This window comes from Spongiactinospora sp. TRM90649, from assembly GCF_029382225.1.
Lineage (GTDB): Bacteria > Actinomycetota > Actinomycetes > Streptosporangiales > Streptosporangiaceae > Spongiactinospora.
Map to the genome: position 1 here is coordinate 1 of NZ_JARLTC010000045.1, position 18,726 is coordinate 18,726.

General features: G+C 69.9%; 14 protein-coding genes and 3 pseudogenes. 6 read left to right on the forward strand and 11 right to left on the reverse strand.

Translation table 11 applies throughout. From position 1 onward, the window contains the following. A partial coding sequence (locus P3X83_RS38135) for a hypothetical protein (RefSeq protein ID WP_277310259.1) occupies window positions 1-397 on the forward strand: 397 nt, incomplete at its 5' end. Window positions 398-498: 101 nt separating this feature from the next. Here P3X83_RS38135 and P3X83_RS38140 read toward each other — a convergent pair. Both P3X83_RS38140 and P3X83_RS38145 read right to left on the reverse strand, forming a co-directional pair. After that, entirely contained in the window at window positions 499-648 is a 150-nt protein-coding gene (locus P3X83_RS38140) for a hypothetical protein (RefSeq protein WP_277310260.1), read from the reverse strand. Then, window positions 596-913, reverse strand: a complete 318-nt coding sequence (locus P3X83_RS38145; RefSeq protein ID WP_277310261.1) for a hypothetical protein — start codon at window positions 911-913, stop codon at window positions 596-598. The genes P3X83_RS38140 and P3X83_RS38145 overlap by 53 nt, the downstream gene beginning before the upstream one ends. A 370-nt stretch (window positions 914-1,283) precedes the next feature. Between P3X83_RS38145 and P3X83_RS38150 the strand changes: the two genes are divergently transcribed. Next, window positions 1,284-4,121, forward strand: a complete 2,838-nt coding sequence (locus P3X83_RS38150) for a tetratricopeptide repeat protein (RefSeq protein ID WP_277310262.1) — start codon at window positions 1,284-1,286, stop codon at window positions 4,119-4,121. A gap of 471 nt (window positions 4,122-4,592) precedes the next feature. Here P3X83_RS38150 and P3X83_RS38155 read toward each other — a convergent pair. After that, window positions 4,593-5,365 (reverse strand): annotated as a pseudogene (locus tag P3X83_RS38155) (transposase family protein). Window positions 5,366-5,927: 562 nt separating this feature from the next. Here P3X83_RS38155 and P3X83_RS38160 point away from each other — a divergent pair. After that, a complete protein-coding gene (locus P3X83_RS38160) occupies window positions 5,928-6,725 on the forward strand; it encodes a hypothetical protein (protein WP_277310263.1) in 798 nt (265 codons plus the stop codon). A gap of 602 nt (window positions 6,726-7,327) precedes the next feature. Continuing rightward, window positions 7,328-7,663 (forward strand): annotated as a pseudogene (locus P3X83_RS38165) (MerR family DNA-binding protein); the annotation flags it as partial. Window positions 7,664-7,688: 25 nt separating this feature from the next. Here the strand turns inward: P3X83_RS38165 and P3X83_RS38170 are convergent. Further along, the gene (locus P3X83_RS38170; protein ID WP_277310264.1) at window positions 7,689-9,104 is read right to left on the reverse strand and encodes an MFS transporter; all 1,416 of its coding nucleotides are present in this window, start codon (window positions 9,102-9,104) and stop codon (window positions 7,689-7,691) included. A gap of 66 nt (window positions 9,105-9,170) precedes the next feature. Between P3X83_RS38170 and P3X83_RS38175 the strand changes: the two genes are divergently transcribed. Beyond that, complete coding sequence (locus P3X83_RS38175; protein ID WP_346742783.1) at window positions 9,171-9,809, forward strand: TetR family transcriptional regulator C-terminal domain-containing protein; 639 nt, start codon at window positions 9,171-9,173, stop codon at window positions 9,807-9,809. 76 nt (window positions 9,810-9,885) lie between these two features. On the opposite strand, the pseudogene P3X83_RS38180 reads toward P3X83_RS38175, so the two are convergent. The 7 genes and pseudogenes from P3X83_RS38180 to P3X83_RS38210 form a co-directional block, all read right to left on the reverse strand. After that, window positions 9,886-10,020 (reverse strand): annotated as a pseudogene (locus tag P3X83_RS38180) (IS256 family transposase); the annotation flags it as partial. Window positions 10,021-10,250: 230 nt separating this feature from the next. Next, window positions 10,251-11,831: an HEXXH motif-containing putative peptide modification protein gene (locus P3X83_RS38185; protein ID WP_277310265.1), complete on the reverse strand. Its 1,581-nt coding sequence runs from the start codon at window positions 11,829-11,831 to the stop codon at window positions 10,251-10,253. 58 nt (window positions 11,832-11,889) lie between these two features. Then, a complete protein-coding gene (locus P3X83_RS38190) occupies window positions 11,890-12,057 on the reverse strand; it encodes a hypothetical protein (RefSeq protein ID WP_277310266.1) in 168 nt (55 codons plus the stop codon). 684 nt (window positions 12,058-12,741) lie between these two features. Continuing rightward, on the reverse strand, window positions 12,742-13,014 hold the full coding sequence (locus tag P3X83_RS38195) for an AAA family ATPase (protein WP_277310267.1): 273 nt from the start codon (window positions 13,012-13,014) through the stop codon (window positions 12,742-12,744). Window positions 13,015-13,390: 376 nt separating this feature from the next. Further along, the gene (locus P3X83_RS38200) at window positions 13,391-13,783 is read right to left on the reverse strand and encodes a hypothetical protein (RefSeq protein ID WP_277310268.1); all 393 of its coding nucleotides are present in this window, start codon (window positions 13,781-13,783) and stop codon (window positions 13,391-13,393) included. A gap of 78 nt (window positions 13,784-13,861) precedes the next feature. Continuing rightward, complete coding sequence (locus P3X83_RS38205; RefSeq protein WP_277310269.1) at window positions 13,862-16,885, reverse strand: BTAD domain-containing putative transcriptional regulator; 3,024 nt, start codon at window positions 16,883-16,885, stop codon at window positions 13,862-13,864. Window positions 16,886-17,125: 240 nt separating this feature from the next. After that, window positions 17,126-17,818, reverse strand: coding sequence for a GNAT family N-acetyltransferase (locus tag P3X83_RS38210; RefSeq protein ID WP_277310270.1), 693 nt, complete (start codon window positions 17,816-17,818; stop codon window positions 17,126-17,128). A gap of 96 nt (window positions 17,819-17,914) precedes the next feature. On the opposite strand from P3X83_RS38210, the gene P3X83_RS38215 reads away from it, so the two are divergent. Then, window positions 17,915-18,649, forward strand: a complete 735-nt coding sequence (locus P3X83_RS38215) for a TetR/AcrR family transcriptional regulator (protein ID WP_277310271.1) — start codon at window positions 17,915-17,917, stop codon at window positions 18,647-18,649. Window positions 18,650-18,726 lie beyond the last annotated feature (77 nt).

Below are 18,726 nucleotides of genomic sequence, written 5' to 3' on the forward strand. Positions count from 1 at the left end.
GGACCTGATCAACGGGATCAACCCGGGATTCCTGGAGCTCGCCGCCTCCCGCGGCGCGACCCGCGCCGCCGGCGGAACGTTCGAGGGAACCAAGACCACCCTGCACAGCGGCACGGTGACGGTCCCGGTGCTGGACGAGCGGCAGGCCGGGATGTTCTTCGAGATGCAGGAGGAGGAGGGTGGCACGTGGAAGGGGCCGATCAGGTGGAAACTGTGGGCAGGGCCGGACAACCTGCCGAGACGTTTCCACGCCATCATGGATTTCACCCCGACCTTCAGTGACGGTGACAGTGACGGTGAGGTCGAGACCATGACGATGAACATCATCTATCGAGGATGGGGAACCGCCGTCACGATCACGGCCCCGCCCGAACGCCTGATCTCCACCGACTGGTGATCAACGACCGCTTGCTCGGCCACCGGCCCGCCGCCGGACGGGGACGTGAGCGGGTGGTCGGGCCGAGCGTCGGCCGGCACAACGCACACGACTCCCCCGGCTCACGCCACCTCACCGGATGAACGGCTACGGCCGAGCACCGCCGGCACCGTCAGCAGGGCCGCCTCCGCGAGGCAGGTGAGGGCGAACAGCAGCAGGTCATCTCTGTTCCAGGGCAGGAACCACGGTGCCAGGGTGGGCCGGTCCGGCATTGAGGTACTGGATCTGGGCGTACAGACCGAGGTCTTCCTCGTGCGGGCCGATGAGGTGAGCGATCGGCGGCGTGGTGACGGCCACCGCGACCATGGCAAGGACGACCGGCAGGGCCGTCAGCGCCGAGCCCAGCCGTGGCAGCCACCGCCTGCGGCGCAGCACGATGACGGGCGCGACCACCAGCGCGGCCACGGCCGCCCCGAGAGCGAAATTCGTGATCTTCGGCGTGACGGCGAAGGGCGCCGGCGGCAACACGATCGCCACCGCGGACAAGGCCGGCCAGAGGATTCTCGCTACCGCCGCAGACGCTCCATTTCGCCGGTTAGACGATCTTGTCACAGTCGGGCCCGCCGCCCAGTCCGCCGGCGGCGAGTCGGCCCGCACAACGCCGAGATCGGTGATCAGCCGGGATCTGCCGCTCTTTCCTGCGCCGACGGATGGCAGTGGGAGCACAAGGCGCGTTGTGGCGGAGGCAAGATCCCGCCGTACTCGCCATGGTCGGGGGTCACGAGTGGGTGACGCTCGGCCAGGCGGTCCGCGTTCCGGACCGGCGGGCCATCAGGCTGGAAGGATGCCGTTACCGACCATCTCCAGCGAGGGAACCGAACCGACATTGCGCAGCACGCTTCGGCGGGTGCTGCGAGTGCTTGCCGTGCTCGCGGGTGTGGAGGTGGCCCTGGCCGGGCTGGTGTGGTTTCTCCTCTACCCGTCTGGCCGGGATGATCCGACGCTGAGCAACCTGGACCAGTTGTTCGGCGTGCTGGGCGTGCTGGCCGGGGTGGCAGCGTTGTGGGTGGCGGTCATCACGCTGCGCCGTACTCCCATGCCGGGCGGCCGGGCGGTCGACGCCGGTCCGCCATCGTCCCAGGTGATCCCACAGACGGCAGCGGGCGACCAGGCGGTATCAGCTGCTTTGGCGCATCGTGCGGCGCCTCGGGCGCTGGCCGGGCTGCCCGCCGCCCCCGGCGCCTTCACCGGCCGTGATGCCGCCCTGGCCGAGATACTGGCCTTCCTGAACCCGGCCGCCCCGGCCGCCCCGGGCGGCGCAGAAGAGGAGGACAAGGGGGGTGGGACGGGGGTGGTCGTCTCGGCGGTGACCGGGATGGCCGGGATCGGCAAGACCGCCCTGGCTTTGGTCGCCGCCCACCACGGCCAGACCCAGGGCTGGTTCACGGGCGGGGTGTTCTTCATCGATCTGCGCGGCTACACCCCCGACGAAGCCGACCGGGTCCCCGCCGAGGCGGCGGCCGCGCAGTTGCTGCGCGCCATGGGCGTCCCCGACGATGAGCTGCCACCCGCCGGTGAGGAGGTCCTGGCCTTGTACCGGTCGGTGCTCGCCGGGCACGCCGCCGCTGGGCGGGGGGTGCTGGTGGTGACCGACAACACCGCCACCGTCGGGCAGGTGGAACCCCTGCTGCCCGCCCAACCGTGTCACCGGCTGCTGGTCACCTCCCGGCACACCCTGGCCACGCTGCCCGCCCAGCCGATCGACCTGACTGTGCTGTCTGAGGGGGAGGCGGTTGAGTTGCTGGGCGCCGCGCTGGCCATCGCCGGACCGGATGGACGGGTGGACGCCGACCCCGACCACGCGAAGATGATCGCGCGGCTGTGCGGGTTTCTGCCGCCGGCGTTGCGGATCATCGCCTCGCTGCTGCGGGCCGAACCCGGCCGCCCGCTGGCCGCGATGGCAGGCGAACTGGCCGATGCCCGAACCCGGCTGGAGGCGATGGAGTCCGGTGACCGCGACCGGAGCGGTCGGCCGATCGGGGTACGCGCCGCGTTCGACCTGTCCTATGAGCATCTGCTGGCCGAGGAGCCGGAGCAGGCGCGGCTGTTCCGGCTGCTGCCGCTGAGCCCTGGTCCGGACGTTTCCACTGCGGCGGCCGCCGTCCTGGCCGGGACCAGCGAGCTGGTGGTGCGGCGGCGGCTGGCCGGTCTGGTCCGCGCGCATCTGGTCACTGTCACCGCCGCCGAGGATGTCGGGCCCGCCGACGGACCCGTAGACGGGGCCGGTGCCGGGCCTGGGCTTTCGGGACAGGAGCGGTGGGGAATGCACGACCTGGTCCGCCTGTACGCCGATGAGCATGGCCAGGAACAGGCGGGCAGCGATGACCGCGAGAGCGCCCTGGATCGGCTGCTGGACTTCTACCTGCGCACCGCCGATGCCGCCGATGATCATCTGCGGGCCCTGCCCGGGCAGGATGTCCCCGATGCCTTCACCGGCCGCGGCCAGGCGATGGCCTGGTTCGACGCCGAACGTGTCACGCTCATCGCCATCGTCGCGCTGGCCTGGGCCACCGGCCGCGATCACATCGCCGCCTACCTGCCCGCCTGCCTGAACGAGTACCTGGACTGGCGCCGCGCGTTCGATGACCGCTTGAGCGTCGATGCCGTCGCGGTGCAGGCCATGGTCCGGCTCGGTGACCGGCACGGCGAGGGCATCGCGTTGACCGGCCTCGGCGTCGCTCTGCAGGAGGTGCGCCGGTTCGATGAGGCGATCACCGCTCATGAGCAGGCCGCTTTCATCTTCCAGGAGACCGGTGACCGGCCCGGCGAAGGCCGGGCGTTGACCGGTCTCGGCATCGCTCTGCAGGGGGTGCGGCGGTTCGGTGAGGCGATCACCGCCTATGAGCAGGCCGCCGCCATTTACCGGAAGGCCGGTGACCGGCCCGGCGAGGGCATCGCGTTGACCAACCTCGGCCTTGCTCTGCAGGAGGTGCGCCGGTTCGAGGAGGCGATCACCGCTCATGAACAGGATCTGGCCATTTGCCGGGAGGCCGGTGACCGGCCCGGCGAAGGCCAGGCGTTGACCGGTCTCGGCATCGCCCTGCAGGAGGTGCGGCGGTTCGATGAGGCGATCACCGCCTACGAGCAGGCCGCCGTCATCTACCGGAAAGCCGGTGACCGGCCCGGCGAAGGCCGGGCGTTGAGCGGCCTCGGCATCGCGCTGCGGGAGACAGGCCGGTTCGATGAGGCGATCACCGCTCATGAACAGGATCTGGCCATTTGCCGGGAGGCCGGTGACCGGCCCGGCGAAGGCCAGGGGTTGAGCGGCCTCGGTCTGGCCCTGCAGGAGGCAGGCCGGTTGGATGAGGCGGTCACCGCTCATGAGCAGGCCGCTTTCATCTTCCAGGAGGCCGGTGACCGGCCCGGCGAGGGCATGGCGTTGAACAACCTCGGCGTCGCCCTGCAGGAGGCAGGTCGGTTGGATGAGGCGATCACCGTCTACGAGCAGGCCGCAGCCATCTACCAGGAGAGCGGTGACCGGTACCACGAAGGCGTGGCGTTGAACAACCTCGGCCTCGCCCTGCACAAGGCAGACCGGTTCGATGAGGCGATCAACGCGTTCGAACGGGCTGTGGCCTGTTTCGAGGAGGTCGGCGACGCGCACTGCGCCGACATCGCCAGAGCCGGTCTGCTGGAGGTGCCGCGCGAGCAGGACGGCGGGAAGGGCGGGCCGCCTGCTCCGTGATCGGCGATCGGGCTGCGTAAGCGCGCGCCCATTCGTAGGGTGTGCACGGCAGGGGCGGGTCAGCGGCAGCGGGGGCGCGGCCGGCCTGTCTGCCGGTGGGCCGGCGCCTCGGGGACAGGCGGGTGTGGTGGTCGGCGAGGCGAGCGAGGTGTACCCGGAGCATGGCGCAAGCGGAAGCGCCGCCAGCCCAGCGGGCAGGCCCGCGAGGAGGCCCGTCGGCGAGAGGAAACGATGAGACGATCTAGGGTGACCAAGCCTCAACGGGATCTGCTCGCCAAGCCGTAGATTACCGGCCCCAGCAGGTCATCGATCTCCCGCCGGCGCTCCACCGGCCGGTAGGAACACCACCGCCTGGAAAGCGCCTCCAGATCGCCATTGGCGCGTCACCCGGATCGGAGCCCGAATCCAGGCCGCCACGTGTCCCCGCTCCCGCGCGCAGAGCGAGGATGTCTCAGTGAACCTATTTCAACCTCATGCGGCTTGGGCGACGCGATGGTTCTGAAGGACGGCGATGGCCTTGCAGAGGTGGCCGGCCTTGGACGGGCTGCAGCGTAGCTTGCGGAGGATCTTCCAGCTTTTGAGCTGGGCGTTGGCGCGTTCGCCGGGGCCGCGCAGCCTGGCATGGGAGCGGTTGGCCTGCTTCTGGGACCCGGGCTTGTTCTTGCCCTTGTACGGAGTACGGACCGGCCCCTCGGCTCCCTGATATGCCTTGTCCGCCAGAATGACGATCCCGGCCTGCTCCAGCGCGCGCAGGATGCCCCAGATGCGGGCGGCGCTCAGATCGTGGGCCTTGCCGGGCAGAGCGCCCGAGGTCCACAGGATCGTCCCATCCGGGGAGGCGATGACCTGCACGTTCATCCCGTGCACACGGTGCTTGCCGGAGAAGTACGGCCGGTCGGCCTTGATCCGGTCGATGTGGATCAGTGTGCCGTCCAGCACCAGGTAGTGCAGCCCGTCCCGCTTGGCCTTGCGCAGCGCCTGGCCGAGCTTGGGCGAGCGGGCCGACAACAACGCCACCGTCTCCTCCACGTACCGCCACGCGGTTGTCATCGACACCCCGAAGCCGGCCGCGTGCTCGGCGTAGGCCTCGCCCTTAGCAGGTAGACCAGCACCAGCAGGGCCTGTCGGCCGGGGTTGAGCCGCCGCCAGACCGACCTCATGGACTTACGGTGGTGCCGGATCACCCCGGCGACATGGTTCAGGCTCTGATGCGACAAATCGACGGCGGCACGATAGAACAGCACCCAGAGCTCCTGGTTGTGATGGGCGTGGTTGTGGTGATCAACCCCTCTACCAGGAGCTCTTCTACGTCATGGAGCTAACACCGGACTTGCGATCATGCTGTGACCAGGGCACTCGCTGGGAAGCCTGAAATGGGTTCAGTGACGGGTATGTAGAAAGGGATGCCGTCGTGGAGGACGACGCAAAAGTCGTCGTCATATTCGCTGAACATCAGGATCATCCCGGGCTTCAGCGCACTCGATAATGTAGAAGCCGGCTGAGCGCGCCGGTGGCGTCGTCGGGCACGGCCGCGACGATGAGCGTGCCATAGCGGCCGACTTTCAGCCGGACGAGCCCGACAGCGGCGGTGAGACCGGGTTGTTGTTCATCAGTGGTTCCTGATCGGTGGTCGACGTGGGCCTGTCCGCGCGGCAGGCCCAGGCGGACGCCCTGGAGGGGATGGCGGCCATCGGCGGACGGCCGTTTGCCGCGACCGGCCCCTCATCGTGATCACGCCGAGATCCGCACGTAGAACGATCCACTCATGTTCCGCAGGAGTACCGCGACAGGGCATGGGAGAGGTTCATGATGCGACGAGCCGCTGCGGTCGCGGTCGTGCTGGTGACGCTCATCGCGACCGGGCCGGCCTCCCACGCTCAGGCCCACGCCGGGCCGGGGAAGACCTCGGACCCGGTGGCGGCGCTGCAGCGCGCACTGGTCAAGGGGCACGGCATCCGCTTCTTCACCCATTACGAGTCCGACTTCACCACCGACGGCGAAATGGACAAAGGGCCTATCCGCGGGACGGATCGAGGACGGGTGGAGTTCAGCGACGGAGGACTCCACGCCTCGGACCTGACCAGCCGATCCCCCGACAACAAGGACGATCCCTGGCCGGTGCGATGGATCACCTTCAAGGGCCGCCACTACGTGCACGACCGCACGATGACCGACGACGGCAAGTGGGGGAAGTACGAGTGGACGCTCGTCATGATGGATCACCTGCGGCCCCGGCTGGACAACGGCGACGTCAACCTGCTGTCCCCGGCCACGCTGAAGGCCGTCCTGGCCACCACGAAATCGCGACACACCACTCCCGCCGGGACACTGCGGCTGGAAGGGACCATCACCACGGGCGCGTTGTACAAGGCCGACCGGGATATCTACACGGGCCTGAACGGCAAGCTCGATGCCGAGGAGGCGAAGAACCCGATCGCGTGGCGGTTGTGGATCGGCAAGGACGGCCTGATCCGGCGGGCGTGGACGGCATGGACCTTCCCGATCACCCCGACGATGGCCCAGCATCTGAAGAAGAACATGCGCATCACCGGCTGGGGAAGCAAGGTCAAGATCACACCGCCGCGTTCCTACGTCGGAGACTGATCGACGCCCCTTTGCCGGTCGACGGCCCGCCTCGCCATGGCCGAGGGGGGGCCGTCCGCGTGTCAGTCCAATGGGAGTCACGCGGCCCCCTGACGCGCGCCCCCGCGCTCCCCACAGTGCGGAGGCGCTCTCGCCGGGGCTGACCTGGACGCTACGCCGCACCATGCCATCCGGCAAGGGGCGTTACCGGTTTCCGTCCCATCCGATATGGGCTGCGAGAGCAGCGGCCCCGCCCTGGTAGCTCGGGCGGGGCCGTTGACGTCTGGTGGGAGTGGGGCCACCTCCACTGCACCCCAGCGAGTCGCAACCGTCCTGGTGGCCCTGGAGGCCCTGGCGGCCCTGGTCGGCGCGATCCCCGTGTTGCTGGAGGTCCTCCGCACATAGCCCCTTCCCCCACCCCCGCTCCCACCCCTGGGAGCGGGGCTTCAATCCCCGCCGCGGGCGGCCTTCCGCATCTCTGCCTGCGCCGTCAGCCGGTCCGTTTGCCTCCCTACCGCCTGTTCCGGCGGCCGAACCACTGCGCGCCCGGCACCGTGACCACATCACCGCCGTAGTCCCCCCCCCCGTGCAGGGCGAGAATGTCTCAGTGAGCCGCCTGGTAGGTCGGCCTGGTCCGGCCCTCGGCGCGCAGCCAGGGCGGTTTCCGCCTCTACACCGAGGCGGACGTGGCTCGGCTGATGGTGATCCGCCGGATGAAGCCGCTCGGCTTCACGCTGGAGGAGATGGGCGAGCTGCTGGCCATCACCGACCGACTCGACGACGGCGGCGCGGCGGCCCCGCAGGCGGCCGAGCGCGAGCAGTTGCCGGCGAGGCTGGGCCGCTTCGAGCAGGCCACTCGTGAACGCTGCGAGGTGCTGCGCACGCAGCTGAGCCGGGCCGAGGAGTTCGCCGCCGACCTGCGGCGGCACGCCGCTCAGTTGGCCGGCGGTGCTGCCTGACCCGCCGGCGCGCGGGAACGCCCGATCAGCGGGCGGGCTGCTGATCCGCCGGCTCGCCAGGGACGCTGGGTGCGTCGGGTGCGCTGTCGCGCCGTCGCGGCAGCGCGGCCGCCAGGAGGGCGGCGGCGACCAGCACCAGGGCCAGAACGGCGAACGCCCGCCCGTATCCGATCGCCAGAACGTGCGCCGGTGCCGGACCGCCGCCTACGCCGGTCGGCCCCGCCGTCAGCGTGACCAGGGCGGCCAGGCCGAGCGCGCCGCCGATCTGCTTGGCGGTGTTCATCAGTCCGGAGGCCGCCCCCGCATCGGCCGGGGCGACGCCCGAGGTGACCGTGACGGTCAGCGGCGTGTTCAGCAGGCCCGCGCCGAGCGAGATCAGCACGGCCGGGCCGCCGATGGCCGTCAGGTAGTCCTGCCCGGGGGCGACGCGGCTCTGCCACCAAAAGCCGGCCGCGCCGATCAGCGCCCCGGCGGCGATGAGCACGCGATCGTCGGCGCGGCGCATCAGCCACGGCGCCACCCGCAGGCCGACCAGCATGGTCAGCAGGGTGTGTGGCAGGAAGGCCAGCCCGGTCTGCAACGGCCCGTAGCCCAGCACGTTCTGCAGGGACAGGGTCAGGAAGTACCACATCGGATTCAGGCATGCCCCGGCCAGCAGCATCACCGTGTTGCCCAGCCAGACCTGCCGCGGCCGCAGCAGCGGTGGCGGAATCAGCGGCGCCCCCGCCACGCGCACCTCCACCAGCGCGAACAGGGCCAGCACCACGGCCCCGGCGAGCGCGACGGCGGGTGCGCCGGACAGGCCATAGGCTAGCGCGCCCAGCCCGGAGCCGGCCAGCACGGCGCCGAGCACGTCCAGCCGCCGCAGGCCATCGCGCCCCCGTCCATCGCGCCCCTGGCCGGGAGCCAGCAGGCGGGCCGCGGCCAGGCAGCCCAGCCCGATCGGCACGTTGATCAGCAAAATCCAGCGCCAGGACAGGTATTCGGTCAGCGCGCCGCCGATCAGGTTGCCCGCCGTGCCGCCGGCCAGGCTCACCGCCGTCCAAACCGCGATCGCCCGGGTACGGCGCGGCCCCTCGGGGAAGGCCGCCGTCAAGATCGTGAGCGTGGCCGGGACCAGGATCGCCGCCCCCACCCCCTGACCGGCGCGAGCGGCGATCAGAGCACCGGGCGCATCGGCCAGCCCGCCGGCCAGGCTCGCGGCGGTGAACAGCGCCAGGCCCGCGACAAAGACGCGCCGGTGCCCGTACAGGTCGGCCAGCCGACCGCCGAGCAGCAACAGAGCGCCGAAACTCAGCGCGTAGGCGTTGCCGACCCACGCCAGATGCGCCGCGTCGAAGCCGAGCGCGTGCTGGATGGACGGCAGCGCGACGTTCACCACCGACACGTCCAGGACCACCATGAATTGCGCGGCGCACAGCAGCGCCAACACGACGGGCACTGACCCTCCCCTCCCGTATAGCGATGTGTTCACATCGCATTACTGAGGTCCAGCATATAATCCGATGTGAACACATCGAGAAACTGGGAGGGGTTCATGGGCAGGGGGCCAGGTGCGCAGCACGTGCAGCGGCGCAATGAGATCGCCGACGCGGTGCTCGCCATCGTCGCCGACCGCGGCCTGGCCGCGGTCTCGCTGACCGAGGCGGCCGCCCGAGCAGGCGTCTCACCCGGACGCGTGCAGCACTACTTCCCCGCCAAGCAGCAACTCCTGGAAGCCGCCTTCGAGCGCGGCAACGAGCTGTCCAGCGCCCGCATCCTGGCCAAAGCCGGCGCCGACCTGCGAGCCGCCGAGCCCCGCCTGGTGCTCACCACGGTGCTGAACGAGCTCATCCCCTACGACGCCGCCAGCCAGGCGCACATGCGCGTACGGCAGTCCTTCCACGCCCTGGCGCTGGCCGACGAGCAGATCGCCGCCCGGCTCCGCCAGCTGTATGACGCCTTCCACCGAGACATGACCGACCTGCTGCACGCCGACCAGAACGCCGGCCACCTGACCCCCGGCACCGACCCGCACCGACACGCGATCAGCCTGGTAGCGCTCGCCGAAGGACTGGCCGCCAATGTGCTCATCGGCGTCACCACCAGCCAGGCCGCGCGACAATACCTGCTGGCGGCCATCGCCGACCTGTACAGCCGGGCTTAACGACGGGAGCCGGATCGCGCCTATCGCGGGTCCTGAGCTGCGAGAACACAACGGGTGGCGCCTGGTGGGGCCAGCCTTACCGACAGGCCGAGGAGGGCTCGGGGTGAGCGGTCATCGCCTGGAGTTCGGCCATGGATGCCTCGGACAGGTAGCGGCGGTCGGTGACCTGCCACTCATCGTGGAGTTCGGCCAGGACGGCGCCGGCCAGGCGTAGCTTCACCAGTCCCCTTGCCGGAGATGGCACCCGCAGCGGCAAAGGCGCCCATGAGATCAGTGACCGGGGACGTAGCGGGGCTGGCTGCCGGCTCGGCCGGTGGATACAGCTCGCGCAGCCAGTCGGCCGGCCACCCCGCCTCCACCACGGCGGGGCGGCCGGGCAGACGTGCCATGACCGCGGCGGCCTGCTCGCGCCCTGGCCCGGCCGAGGGACACTCCCTGCGGCTACCCGGAGGTCACCCGTTCCTTCGATCGCGTCGCAAACAGCTTCCTGAGCCGACGTCCGGATTCATCGACCATGGTCTGCACCACCTCCGCGGGCGCCCGCTCGGACTCACGGGGCGATGGGCTCATGTACACGGCGGGCGGCACGGAGTTCAGGGCATGGGATATGAGGCGTCTCGTCTCCATGAACGAGTCGACGCAGTCCTGTAGTGCGGCGCCGGCCGCGAGCGCTTCGCTCTGCTTGCGCAGGGCGTGTGCCTCCGGCGAATCCACATCGCACATCCGTAGCACGGCGAGCGCGTCGCCGATCTCCCGCCGGACGGCCATACCCAGTTCCCCAGCCCAGAGCGCGTCGTCACTCGCGGCATCTTCCGACCGTTGCGCGATCCTCCTGCAGATTTCCGCCGCCTCGCGCTCATAGAGATCGAGGACCAGGTGGATGTGGGCCCCCTCGGCGGAAGGCGACGGATCGAACGCAGCGTTGATCTCACCCAGCCAGCGGAGGAAGGTCCGCCCGGCGCTGCCCAACTGGTCCGGGTGCCGCCGGAGTTGGAGGACCAGATACCGGGCCCGGTCGAACGCCCTCCGTGCCTGTTTGACGGGGTCGGGGCCCTGGATCGGTCCGTACCGCCGGACCAGATTTTCGCTGTGGTCGATCACGCGAGTGAAGAACAGCGCCAGGCAGGAATAGACGTGCGCCACGGTGAGCGCCCGTTCCACCGGCCAGTCGCCCGGTTTCCCGGGATGTGCCCTGTTCCACCACGGACGGATCATCGGTGAGGTCTCGTCGGTGTAGCCGGGTCGCAGAATCGAGTGCGTCTGCAGCAGATCGATGAATTTGTCGTGCATGGCCTCGTGCAGGAGATACTCCGCGGCAAGCCACGGGTTCTTGAGCACACCGGGGGACAGGAAGATCACGCCGGGCACGCCGTTGTGGGTGAGCGAGGTGAATCCCATGGACGGCGCCGCGTCGAGAACGGCGATCAGGTGGACATGGCTCAGCGCGCTCTCGGCCAGGGTCGGGCACAGGACTCGCAGCAGCCGTACGCCTTCGGCGAGCGTGTCACGCGTGTGGTCGTCCGGGGTCGCCAGGGTCAGACCCATGTCCATTGCCCCGAGCTTCCGCTGGACGGCACGCCGGAAGTAGTCACCCGACACATCGTGGCCGGACCGTGTGCCGGACCAGACCCAGGGCCCTGGGGCCCCCTGCGGCAGGAGGAGGTCCTGCTCTCGCTCCGCGAGGGGAGGGATCTTCAGGTCTCCCCGCAGGTTGGCCACTGCGGCGGTCAGGATGGCGTCCAGTTCCGTACCTGGCGGCTGACCAGCGGTCTTCGTCTGTCGCAGCGAGTCATTGATCACCATGCGGACCGCCGGATCCCCGAGAATCCGGCGATGCACATCGTCGTCCGCGCCGTCCAGCGCCGACAGCAGAGCCGTGGCGGACGCCGACCACTCCTGCAGTCGCTCCAGGCGATACCGGTAATGCAGGAAAACGCGCTGCCATATATAGTCGTGCGACCCGAACGGGCGGGCGAGCGCGAGTTCCTCTTCGATATTCTGGGCCATCCGGACGGCGTCCATTTCCTACTCCCGAAAGTCATCGTGTGTGTCAGCGGGGGGAGTAGCGGTCACGATTCTATTATTGCTCCTCCGTCGCCGAGCTGTACTTTTGTGCGCACCATCCTCCTTCGCATTTCCCGGCGAGCTCCATGTCCACATCGGACAGGTCATCCGATGCGAGCTGGCTGTCGATGATTTCACCTTCGGTGATTCGAACGACCATCGGGCCGCTGAGCTTTTTACCCACCTGAAACTCCTCGTGGCGGATTTGTAAGCGGAAATGGAATCATGGCATTCATTGCCCTAATTGCACGATGAATAACCATCGGTTCCGCAAAGGCTCCCGCCGGGTTTGGGCCGCGAGGGACCGGCCGGTGGCGGGACGAGGAGCGCCGGGTCGCCGCCACCGGCGGACGCCGATGTGATCAGGCCGGACGGGTGGGACGCCCCTGGTGATGTCCCACCCGGCTGAGCTTGCCGGGGTAGCTCGGCGGCGTTCAGGCCCAGGCAGCGGTAGCCCCGGCGATGCCGAGGATCAGCTGAACGGTCACGGTGCCGGTACTCCCCGGCTTCTCGGCGGGTAGCCCCGCGCGCGGCGAGTTCTCACTCTCGCCGGTCGGCGCTCTGGGCTGCCAAAAGGCGGTCAGTCCGGCGCGTCCCAGATGGGCCGGATCTCGATCCCCACCCCAGCGGGCAGCGCCGCGCGATGTCCTCAGCCTCCTGCGCCCCGGCGCACTCGATGACGTAGAAGCCGACCAGATTCTGCCGCAACTCCACCATCGGCCCGCGCCGGAAGATCGGCCCCCGCTGCGATGATCGCGATCTCCAGCGGGTCGGGCGCTGGTGGGGAGATAGTACGTCTTGCGGGTCATCCCCTCCGGCTCGCCTCTGCGGCGTGTATGAGACGCCTCAGAGCCGCGTACACCAGAGTCTACGGAAGGTGGAGAGGGGTCCTCTTCGGGTGCGAGCCTGCTGAGCCGGGCGACCCGCGCGGCCTCGGTGACCTCCCCGGCACCATTGGGCGGGCCGATCGTGCGGGCCGGGTGGCCTCGGCCACCCCGCACGCCTCGGTCAGGTGCCCTTGCGGGTCCAGGTCGATCATGAGCACCCGATAGCCGAGTTCGGCCAGGGCGCCGGCGACGTTGAGCGTGGGGGCGGGCTTGCCGACCCCGCCCTTCTGGTTCAAAACGGCGAGTGTGAACACGCGGTCACGGTAACCCGGCCGGGTCGCATACTCATGGAGGAGCCGCCGATGAAACGCCTCATCCCCGTGTGTACTTGAGTTGAGGCGAGTATGAGGCGACTCACACATGCCTATGCGACTACGCGAGCGCGGAAGCAGTACGGGACCACAGAAGCTCTGTGGTCCCGTGTCCATCTGCCTGGGATGTCACTGCGGCGGCGCGAACTCCTGCCCGCACGTCCCGCATGAGGGCGCTGTGGCGATCAGCTGAACGTCGTGCGCTCATCGACTATGGCTACCTTCCGCACCTCATCCTCGGTCACGCCCCGGACGCCGCGCACGTCCACGCCGCTCAGCACCGCGCCGCTCAGGTCCGCGCCGTCCAGGTACGCGCCGCTCAGGTCCGCGGCGTACAGGTACGCGCCGCTGTCGTGGCCGCGGACGAAGCGGCCAGCACCTGGCGAATGGTGTCCTTGTCACGAGGGGAGTCGGCGGCCGGGCGCTGCAGGGCGTAGATACCGCCCAGCCGCACGTCGGTCTTGGCCGATCCGAGCTGCTCGACGGCCTTGGTGTAGCGGTCGGTGATCTGGCCCTGTTCGGCGACGGACTGGGCCTGGCGGCCGGGGTCCAGGGACGCGGCGGTGTACCAGAGCCCTTGGGCGGTGAAGACCACGCCGCCGATGACCACCAGGCCGGTGGCAGCCTGGACCAAGGTGTGCCGGGCGGCGTTGACCGCCTCGATCCGTTCGGTCGGCGTCATCTGCGCGCGCTCGGCCGCGCTCAGCGGCACATCTTCTCCCGCCAGCCACGTTCAAAAGCGCACAATATGGCTCCTGAGACACCACATCCCTGAAAGTCGATCAAGGATTCAGGGGGTTTCCGCGCTGGTGGGAGCCGCCACGTCCTGACCCCCGTTACGGGTGCTCGCCGGCCATGGCTCGCCTTCGAGGTCGGCCAACAGTGACAGTGCCAGGTCCTCCAGGAGGCGGGAGCCCATCGAGGACGCCTGGTCCAACGCTTGACGGGCGTACAGGAGAGCGCGGTCGCGCGTGCCGAGGTCGGCGTGCGCGCGGGCGAGGCCGAGCAGTGGCCTGACCTGCAGATGCCGCATGCCTGCGGTGACGGCGTAGCTGAGCGCTTGCTGGTGGGCGTCGAGGGCCGCGCCGTGATTTCCAGTCAGCGCCTGAACGGTGCCGAGGACATACGTGGCACGGCACAGGGCGTAGACGTGGCGCGCGCCTTCCGCGCGCTCGCCGGCCGTGACCGCGGCCTCAAGGGCGAGATCGAGACGCCTTCGGTCACGGTGGATCTCCGCCAGCGTGGTCAGGCTCTTGGCCTCGGGGACGTGCAGCCCACTCGCGCGGTCGTGACCGAGTGCCTCGGTGGCAAGGGCCAGCGCCTCGTCGAGGTCGCCGCTGAGACGCCGGACGGTCGCGAGCTCGTTGAGGGAGTGGCTCACCGCGCTGTCGCGCAGGTGGCGATGAAGGGCGAGGGCGTCGCGCAGGTGCCGTTCCGCGGTCTCCAGGTCGCCGCATTCCAGGCATACGGCGCCTAGATTGCCCATGGCGTGGGCCTCGCCGTAGGTGTCGCCGATCTCACGGTTGAGCTCCATGGACCTGACGAGATGGTCGATGGCGAGGGTCAGCTCGCCTTGGTCGTGGCAGGCGGCGGCGGCGTTGTTGTGTGCGGCGGCGGCGCCGGCGGACCAGCCCACGCGCTCGCTGTGCTGAACGGCCAGTTCGCAGGCGACACGGGCGGCGGCATAGCGGGCACGGCAGAGAGCGGCCGCGCCCGCACAGAGGTGCGCCGCCGCCAGTCCGAGCGGGTCGTCCTCCATGATGGCCGCGTGCACCGCAGCGTCGGAGAGCGCCACGATGTCGGCCAGGCTGGTAGCGGTGTGGTGCACGAAGTGACCGCGCAGGGCGTCGGCGATCAGCCAGGTGTGCCGCCTGGGCCCGCTGATCGGAGGCCGGCGGGCGGCCGAAGAGGGGCGGACGGCATCGGCGGTGTCGGCGGCGTGCAGGGCGAAGGCGACGAGGTTGGCCTGTTCCGCGGCGAGCCAGGCCATCGCCTCGGCGCGGGGCTTGTTCCCGGAGGTGACGGGGGGCGGCAGGCGGGTGATCGAGGGATAGGCGCTCTCCGCTGCGGCGACGGCCTCGGTCAGGTACCAGTCGCCGAGGCGTTGGAGGGCTTGGCCCCCGGCTGCGGGGCCGTCGTCGCGGAGCGTGAGCTCTCCGGCGTATTGGCGGAGCAGGTCGTGGCAGGCGTACCGGTACGACCGGTGCTCCTCGATGAGGTGGGCGGCGGCGAGGTGGTCTAAGAGTCGTTCGGCCTCGGCGGTGTCGACGTCCGCCAGGGCGGCGACGGCCGGCGCGGTGATGTCGGGCCCTCGGACCAGCCCCAGCAGCCGAAACACGTGCCGCTCCGCCTCCGCCAATCCCGCGTACGACAACTCGAACGCCGCCCGGACCGCCACGTCGCCGTCGATCCACAGCACGTCGAGCCCTCGGGCGGACAACGCCATGGCGTATTCGTCCAGCGACCTGCGCGGGCGCGTCGCCAGCGTGGCGGCGGCCACGCGCAGAGCCAGCGGGAGGTGGCCGCACAGCTCCACGATCCTCTCGGCCGCCTCCGGTTCGGCGGACAGCCGCTGATCCCCGATCACGGAGGCCAGCAGCCGGATGCCCTCGCCGTGGTCGAGCACGCCGAGTGACAGGTGTCGGGCGCCGTGGGAGACGGTCAGCCCGGCGAGCATATTGCGGCTGGTGACGAGCACCAGGCAACCGGTAGCGCCGGGTAACAGGGGCCGTACCTGCTCGGCCGTCCGCGCGTCGTCGAGCAGCACCAGTACCCGCCGGCCCGACAGGCGTGAGCGGTACAGGGCAGCCGCCGCCTCTTCCTGTTCGGGGATCCGCTCGGGAGGTATTCCGAGCGAGCCAAGCATCCGTACGAGTGCCTCCTGCGGAGCCGTGGGCGGGCGGGGCGCGTGCCCACGCAAATCCACATAGAGCTGGCCGTCGGGGAACTCCTCGGCCACGAGACGGCCGAACCGCACGGCCAGGGCGGTTTTGCCCGCCCCGGCGGCGCCGGTGACGGTCGTGACGGTGGGCGCTTCCCCGGAGAAGGCGTGGCGGCGCAGCAGGTCCAGTTCGCGTTCGCGCCCCACGAAGCCGGTCACGTCGGCGGGCAGCTCGGCGGGTGCCTGCCTCACCTCCTCACCTCCGTGGAGGGGGCCGAGGTCGGCGGAGTCGGCGAGGATGGCCGCCTCCAGCCGACGCAACTCGGGCCCGGGGTCGAGGCCGAGTTCGTCCGCCAGCAGGGTTCGCCCCTCGCGATATACCTCCAGCGCGTCGGATCGCCGTCCGGAGCCTTGTAGTGCGGTCATGAGCAGCCCCCGCACCCGTTCCCTCAGCGGATGCTCGGCGAGCAGCTCTGACAGCTCACCGACCACCTCTCGATGACGGCCGAGGGCGAGGTTGAGTTCGGCCCGCTCTTCGAGGACGGCCAGGCGCAGCTCCTGCCATCGGCCGACGAAGGCCGCCGTCTCCTCTAGTTCCAGGTCGCCGAGCACCGGGCCGCGCCACAGTGTCAAAGCCTGACCCAGCAGGCCGGCGGCCTCGCCCTGCCGCCCGGCTTGGGCGGCCTGCCGGCCCAACTCGATGCACTGCTCCGCGTCCTGGGTGTCCACCCGGCCGCAGGCCAGCCGGTAACCGGACCCTTCGGTTCTGATGATCTCCGACTTGGCGCCGGCTCTGCGCAGTTCCCTGCGTAGGGCCGCCACCGCGATCATGACCTGGTTGCGTACGGTCGCTGGCGGGTTCTGCCCCCAGGCGGTGGCCAGCCGGTCGATGCTGAGCACCTGGCCGCGGGCAACCACCAGCATGGCCAGCACCGCCCGGACCGTGGACCGCCCAGCCGCACCGGCCAGTCGCCGACCGTGGCTTCGAGCCGTCCAAGAACGCTGAACCGTACGTCGTCATCCCCCATGTGATCACGATAACGAGGGCGGCTTCCATCGGCCGATCAATGGGGCGAACGTCCCCGTCCACCGAGATGTGGGGAAGCGCTCGGAGCCTGCGACGAAGGACGCCGGCCGGCGTCAGAGTGGGACACCAGGCGGTGCGGCCCGGGATTATTGAGGCGTGGCGGACGTCCGCGCTTCGGCCTCTGCCTCCTCGGCAGTGCGGCTGGCACTCCAGATCATCGTCCGTTGGTGGACCCGTCGGCCGTCGTGGCGGAGGCCGGGAACCAGTGGTGCCGGGCCGTGCTCGGCGAAGCCCATGCGCTCGAAGAACCGCACCGCCCGGGTGTTCTCGACCAGGGTCTGCAGGTGGCAGCCGGGAGATCCGACCTTCCTGAGCCTGTCAAGCCACCGGCTCATCAGCCCGTCGGCGGCACCTGTCCCTCGCGCTTCGGGTGCCACGTTGATGTGCAGGTGCGCGGGCCACCTGGCGTCGGCGAACTCGCCGACGCCAGGCTCCCTGCGGATCGCGGCCCACGCCAGATCGGCCAGGCTGCGCGCGAAGAAGGCCGCCGGCCTGGGTCGGAAGACCAGCCGGTAGGTCCGCATCGCCTGCTCCATGCGCTCGCCCTCCCCGGGGAACCTCGCACTGTCGAGGCACCCCGTCAGGTAGCCCACCAGGGCGCCCCCGGCGACGGCGACGAAGAGCGAATCCGGCTCCAGCTCCATATAGGGGTCCAGGTAGACGGCCGCCTCCGAGTCCACGTGCCCCCACAGCGACGCCGTGGGAGCGCCCTCGCCCACGCGCTCGAACAGCTCGCGTAGCTCGGCGCGGTCACTCCGTGCGAACGTACGGATCTCCATGACGCCTCCCTTATCTGTACAGCCTACTCTGTACGACATACACGATTACTATGCTATATGACGTACACAGATTCCGGCCGCTCGAGAGGATGTTCCATGGCAGAGCTGCCACCCGTCGTGGCGCGGATGTGGGACCGCGAACCCACCACGCGCAGAGGCCCGAGGCCGCGCCTGGACCTGGCCACGATCACGATGGCCGCCATCGAGATCGCCGACACCGAGGGGCTGGCCGCCGTCTCCATGAGCAACGTCGCCGCCCAGGTGGGAGTCGCTCCGATGGCGCTCTACCGGTACGTCGGCAGCAAGGACGAACTGCTGACCGTCATGGCCGACAGCGCCGTGCCCCCACCGCCCGAACGCGAGAACCTGTCCTGGCGCGCCTACCTCGCCACGTGGACCCGGCTCACCCGCGACCTCCTGCTGTCCCGGCCCTGGCTGCTGGACCTGCGCCAGAGCACCCCGCCCATGGGTCCGCGGCGACTGCTCTGGCTTGACCGGGCCCTGGACGCGTTGTCCGGTACCGGGCTGGACGACGGCCAGAAGTTCAACGCCGCCACGGTGCTGACCGGCTACGCCTTCACCGACGCCACACTCACGCACTCGCTCGGCGCCGGCGGCAAGGAGCTCGCGGCCAGGGCCAAGGGAGCCACCGAGTACGGCGAGATACTCACCGAGGTCCTGGACCCCGAGACGTACCCGGCACTGTCGGCCATGATGCGCTCCGGCCTGCTCGGGGACTCCACCGGCTGGACGGAGGACGCCGACTTCCGGTTCGGCCTCGACCTCTTGCTGGACGGCATAGAGGCGCTGATCGCCCGCCCAGCCCGGTAGGGTAAGCAATGGTTCTTGAGTCGAGTTCGTTGGATCTTCCTCGACTTCCCCCTTCCTGGCCTGCGAGCTGGGTCTTC

What these genes read in the sequence shown, in the direction of transcription:
- P3X83_RS38140 (WP_277310260.1), bottom strand. Translation starts at nt 648, where the DNA reads ATGCCGGACCGGCCCACCCTGGCACCGTGGTTCCTGCCCTGGAACAGA.
- P3X83_RS38185 (WP_277310265.1), bottom strand. Translation starts at nt 11,831, where the DNA reads ATGGACGCCGTCCGGATGGCCCAGAATATCGAAGAGGAACTCGCGCTC.
- P3X83_RS38210 (WP_277310270.1), bottom strand. Translation starts at nt 17,818, where the DNA reads ATGGAGATCCGTACGTTCGCACGGAGTGACCGCGCCGAGCTACGCGAG.
- P3X83_RS38160 (WP_277310263.1), top strand. Translation starts at nt 5,928, where the DNA reads ATGATGCGACGAGCCGCTGCGGTCGCGGTCGTGCTGGTGACGCTCATC.
- P3X83_RS38215 (WP_277310271.1), top strand. Translation starts at nt 17,915, where the DNA reads ATGGCAGAGCTGCCACCCGTCGTGGCGCGGATGTGGGACCGCGAACCC.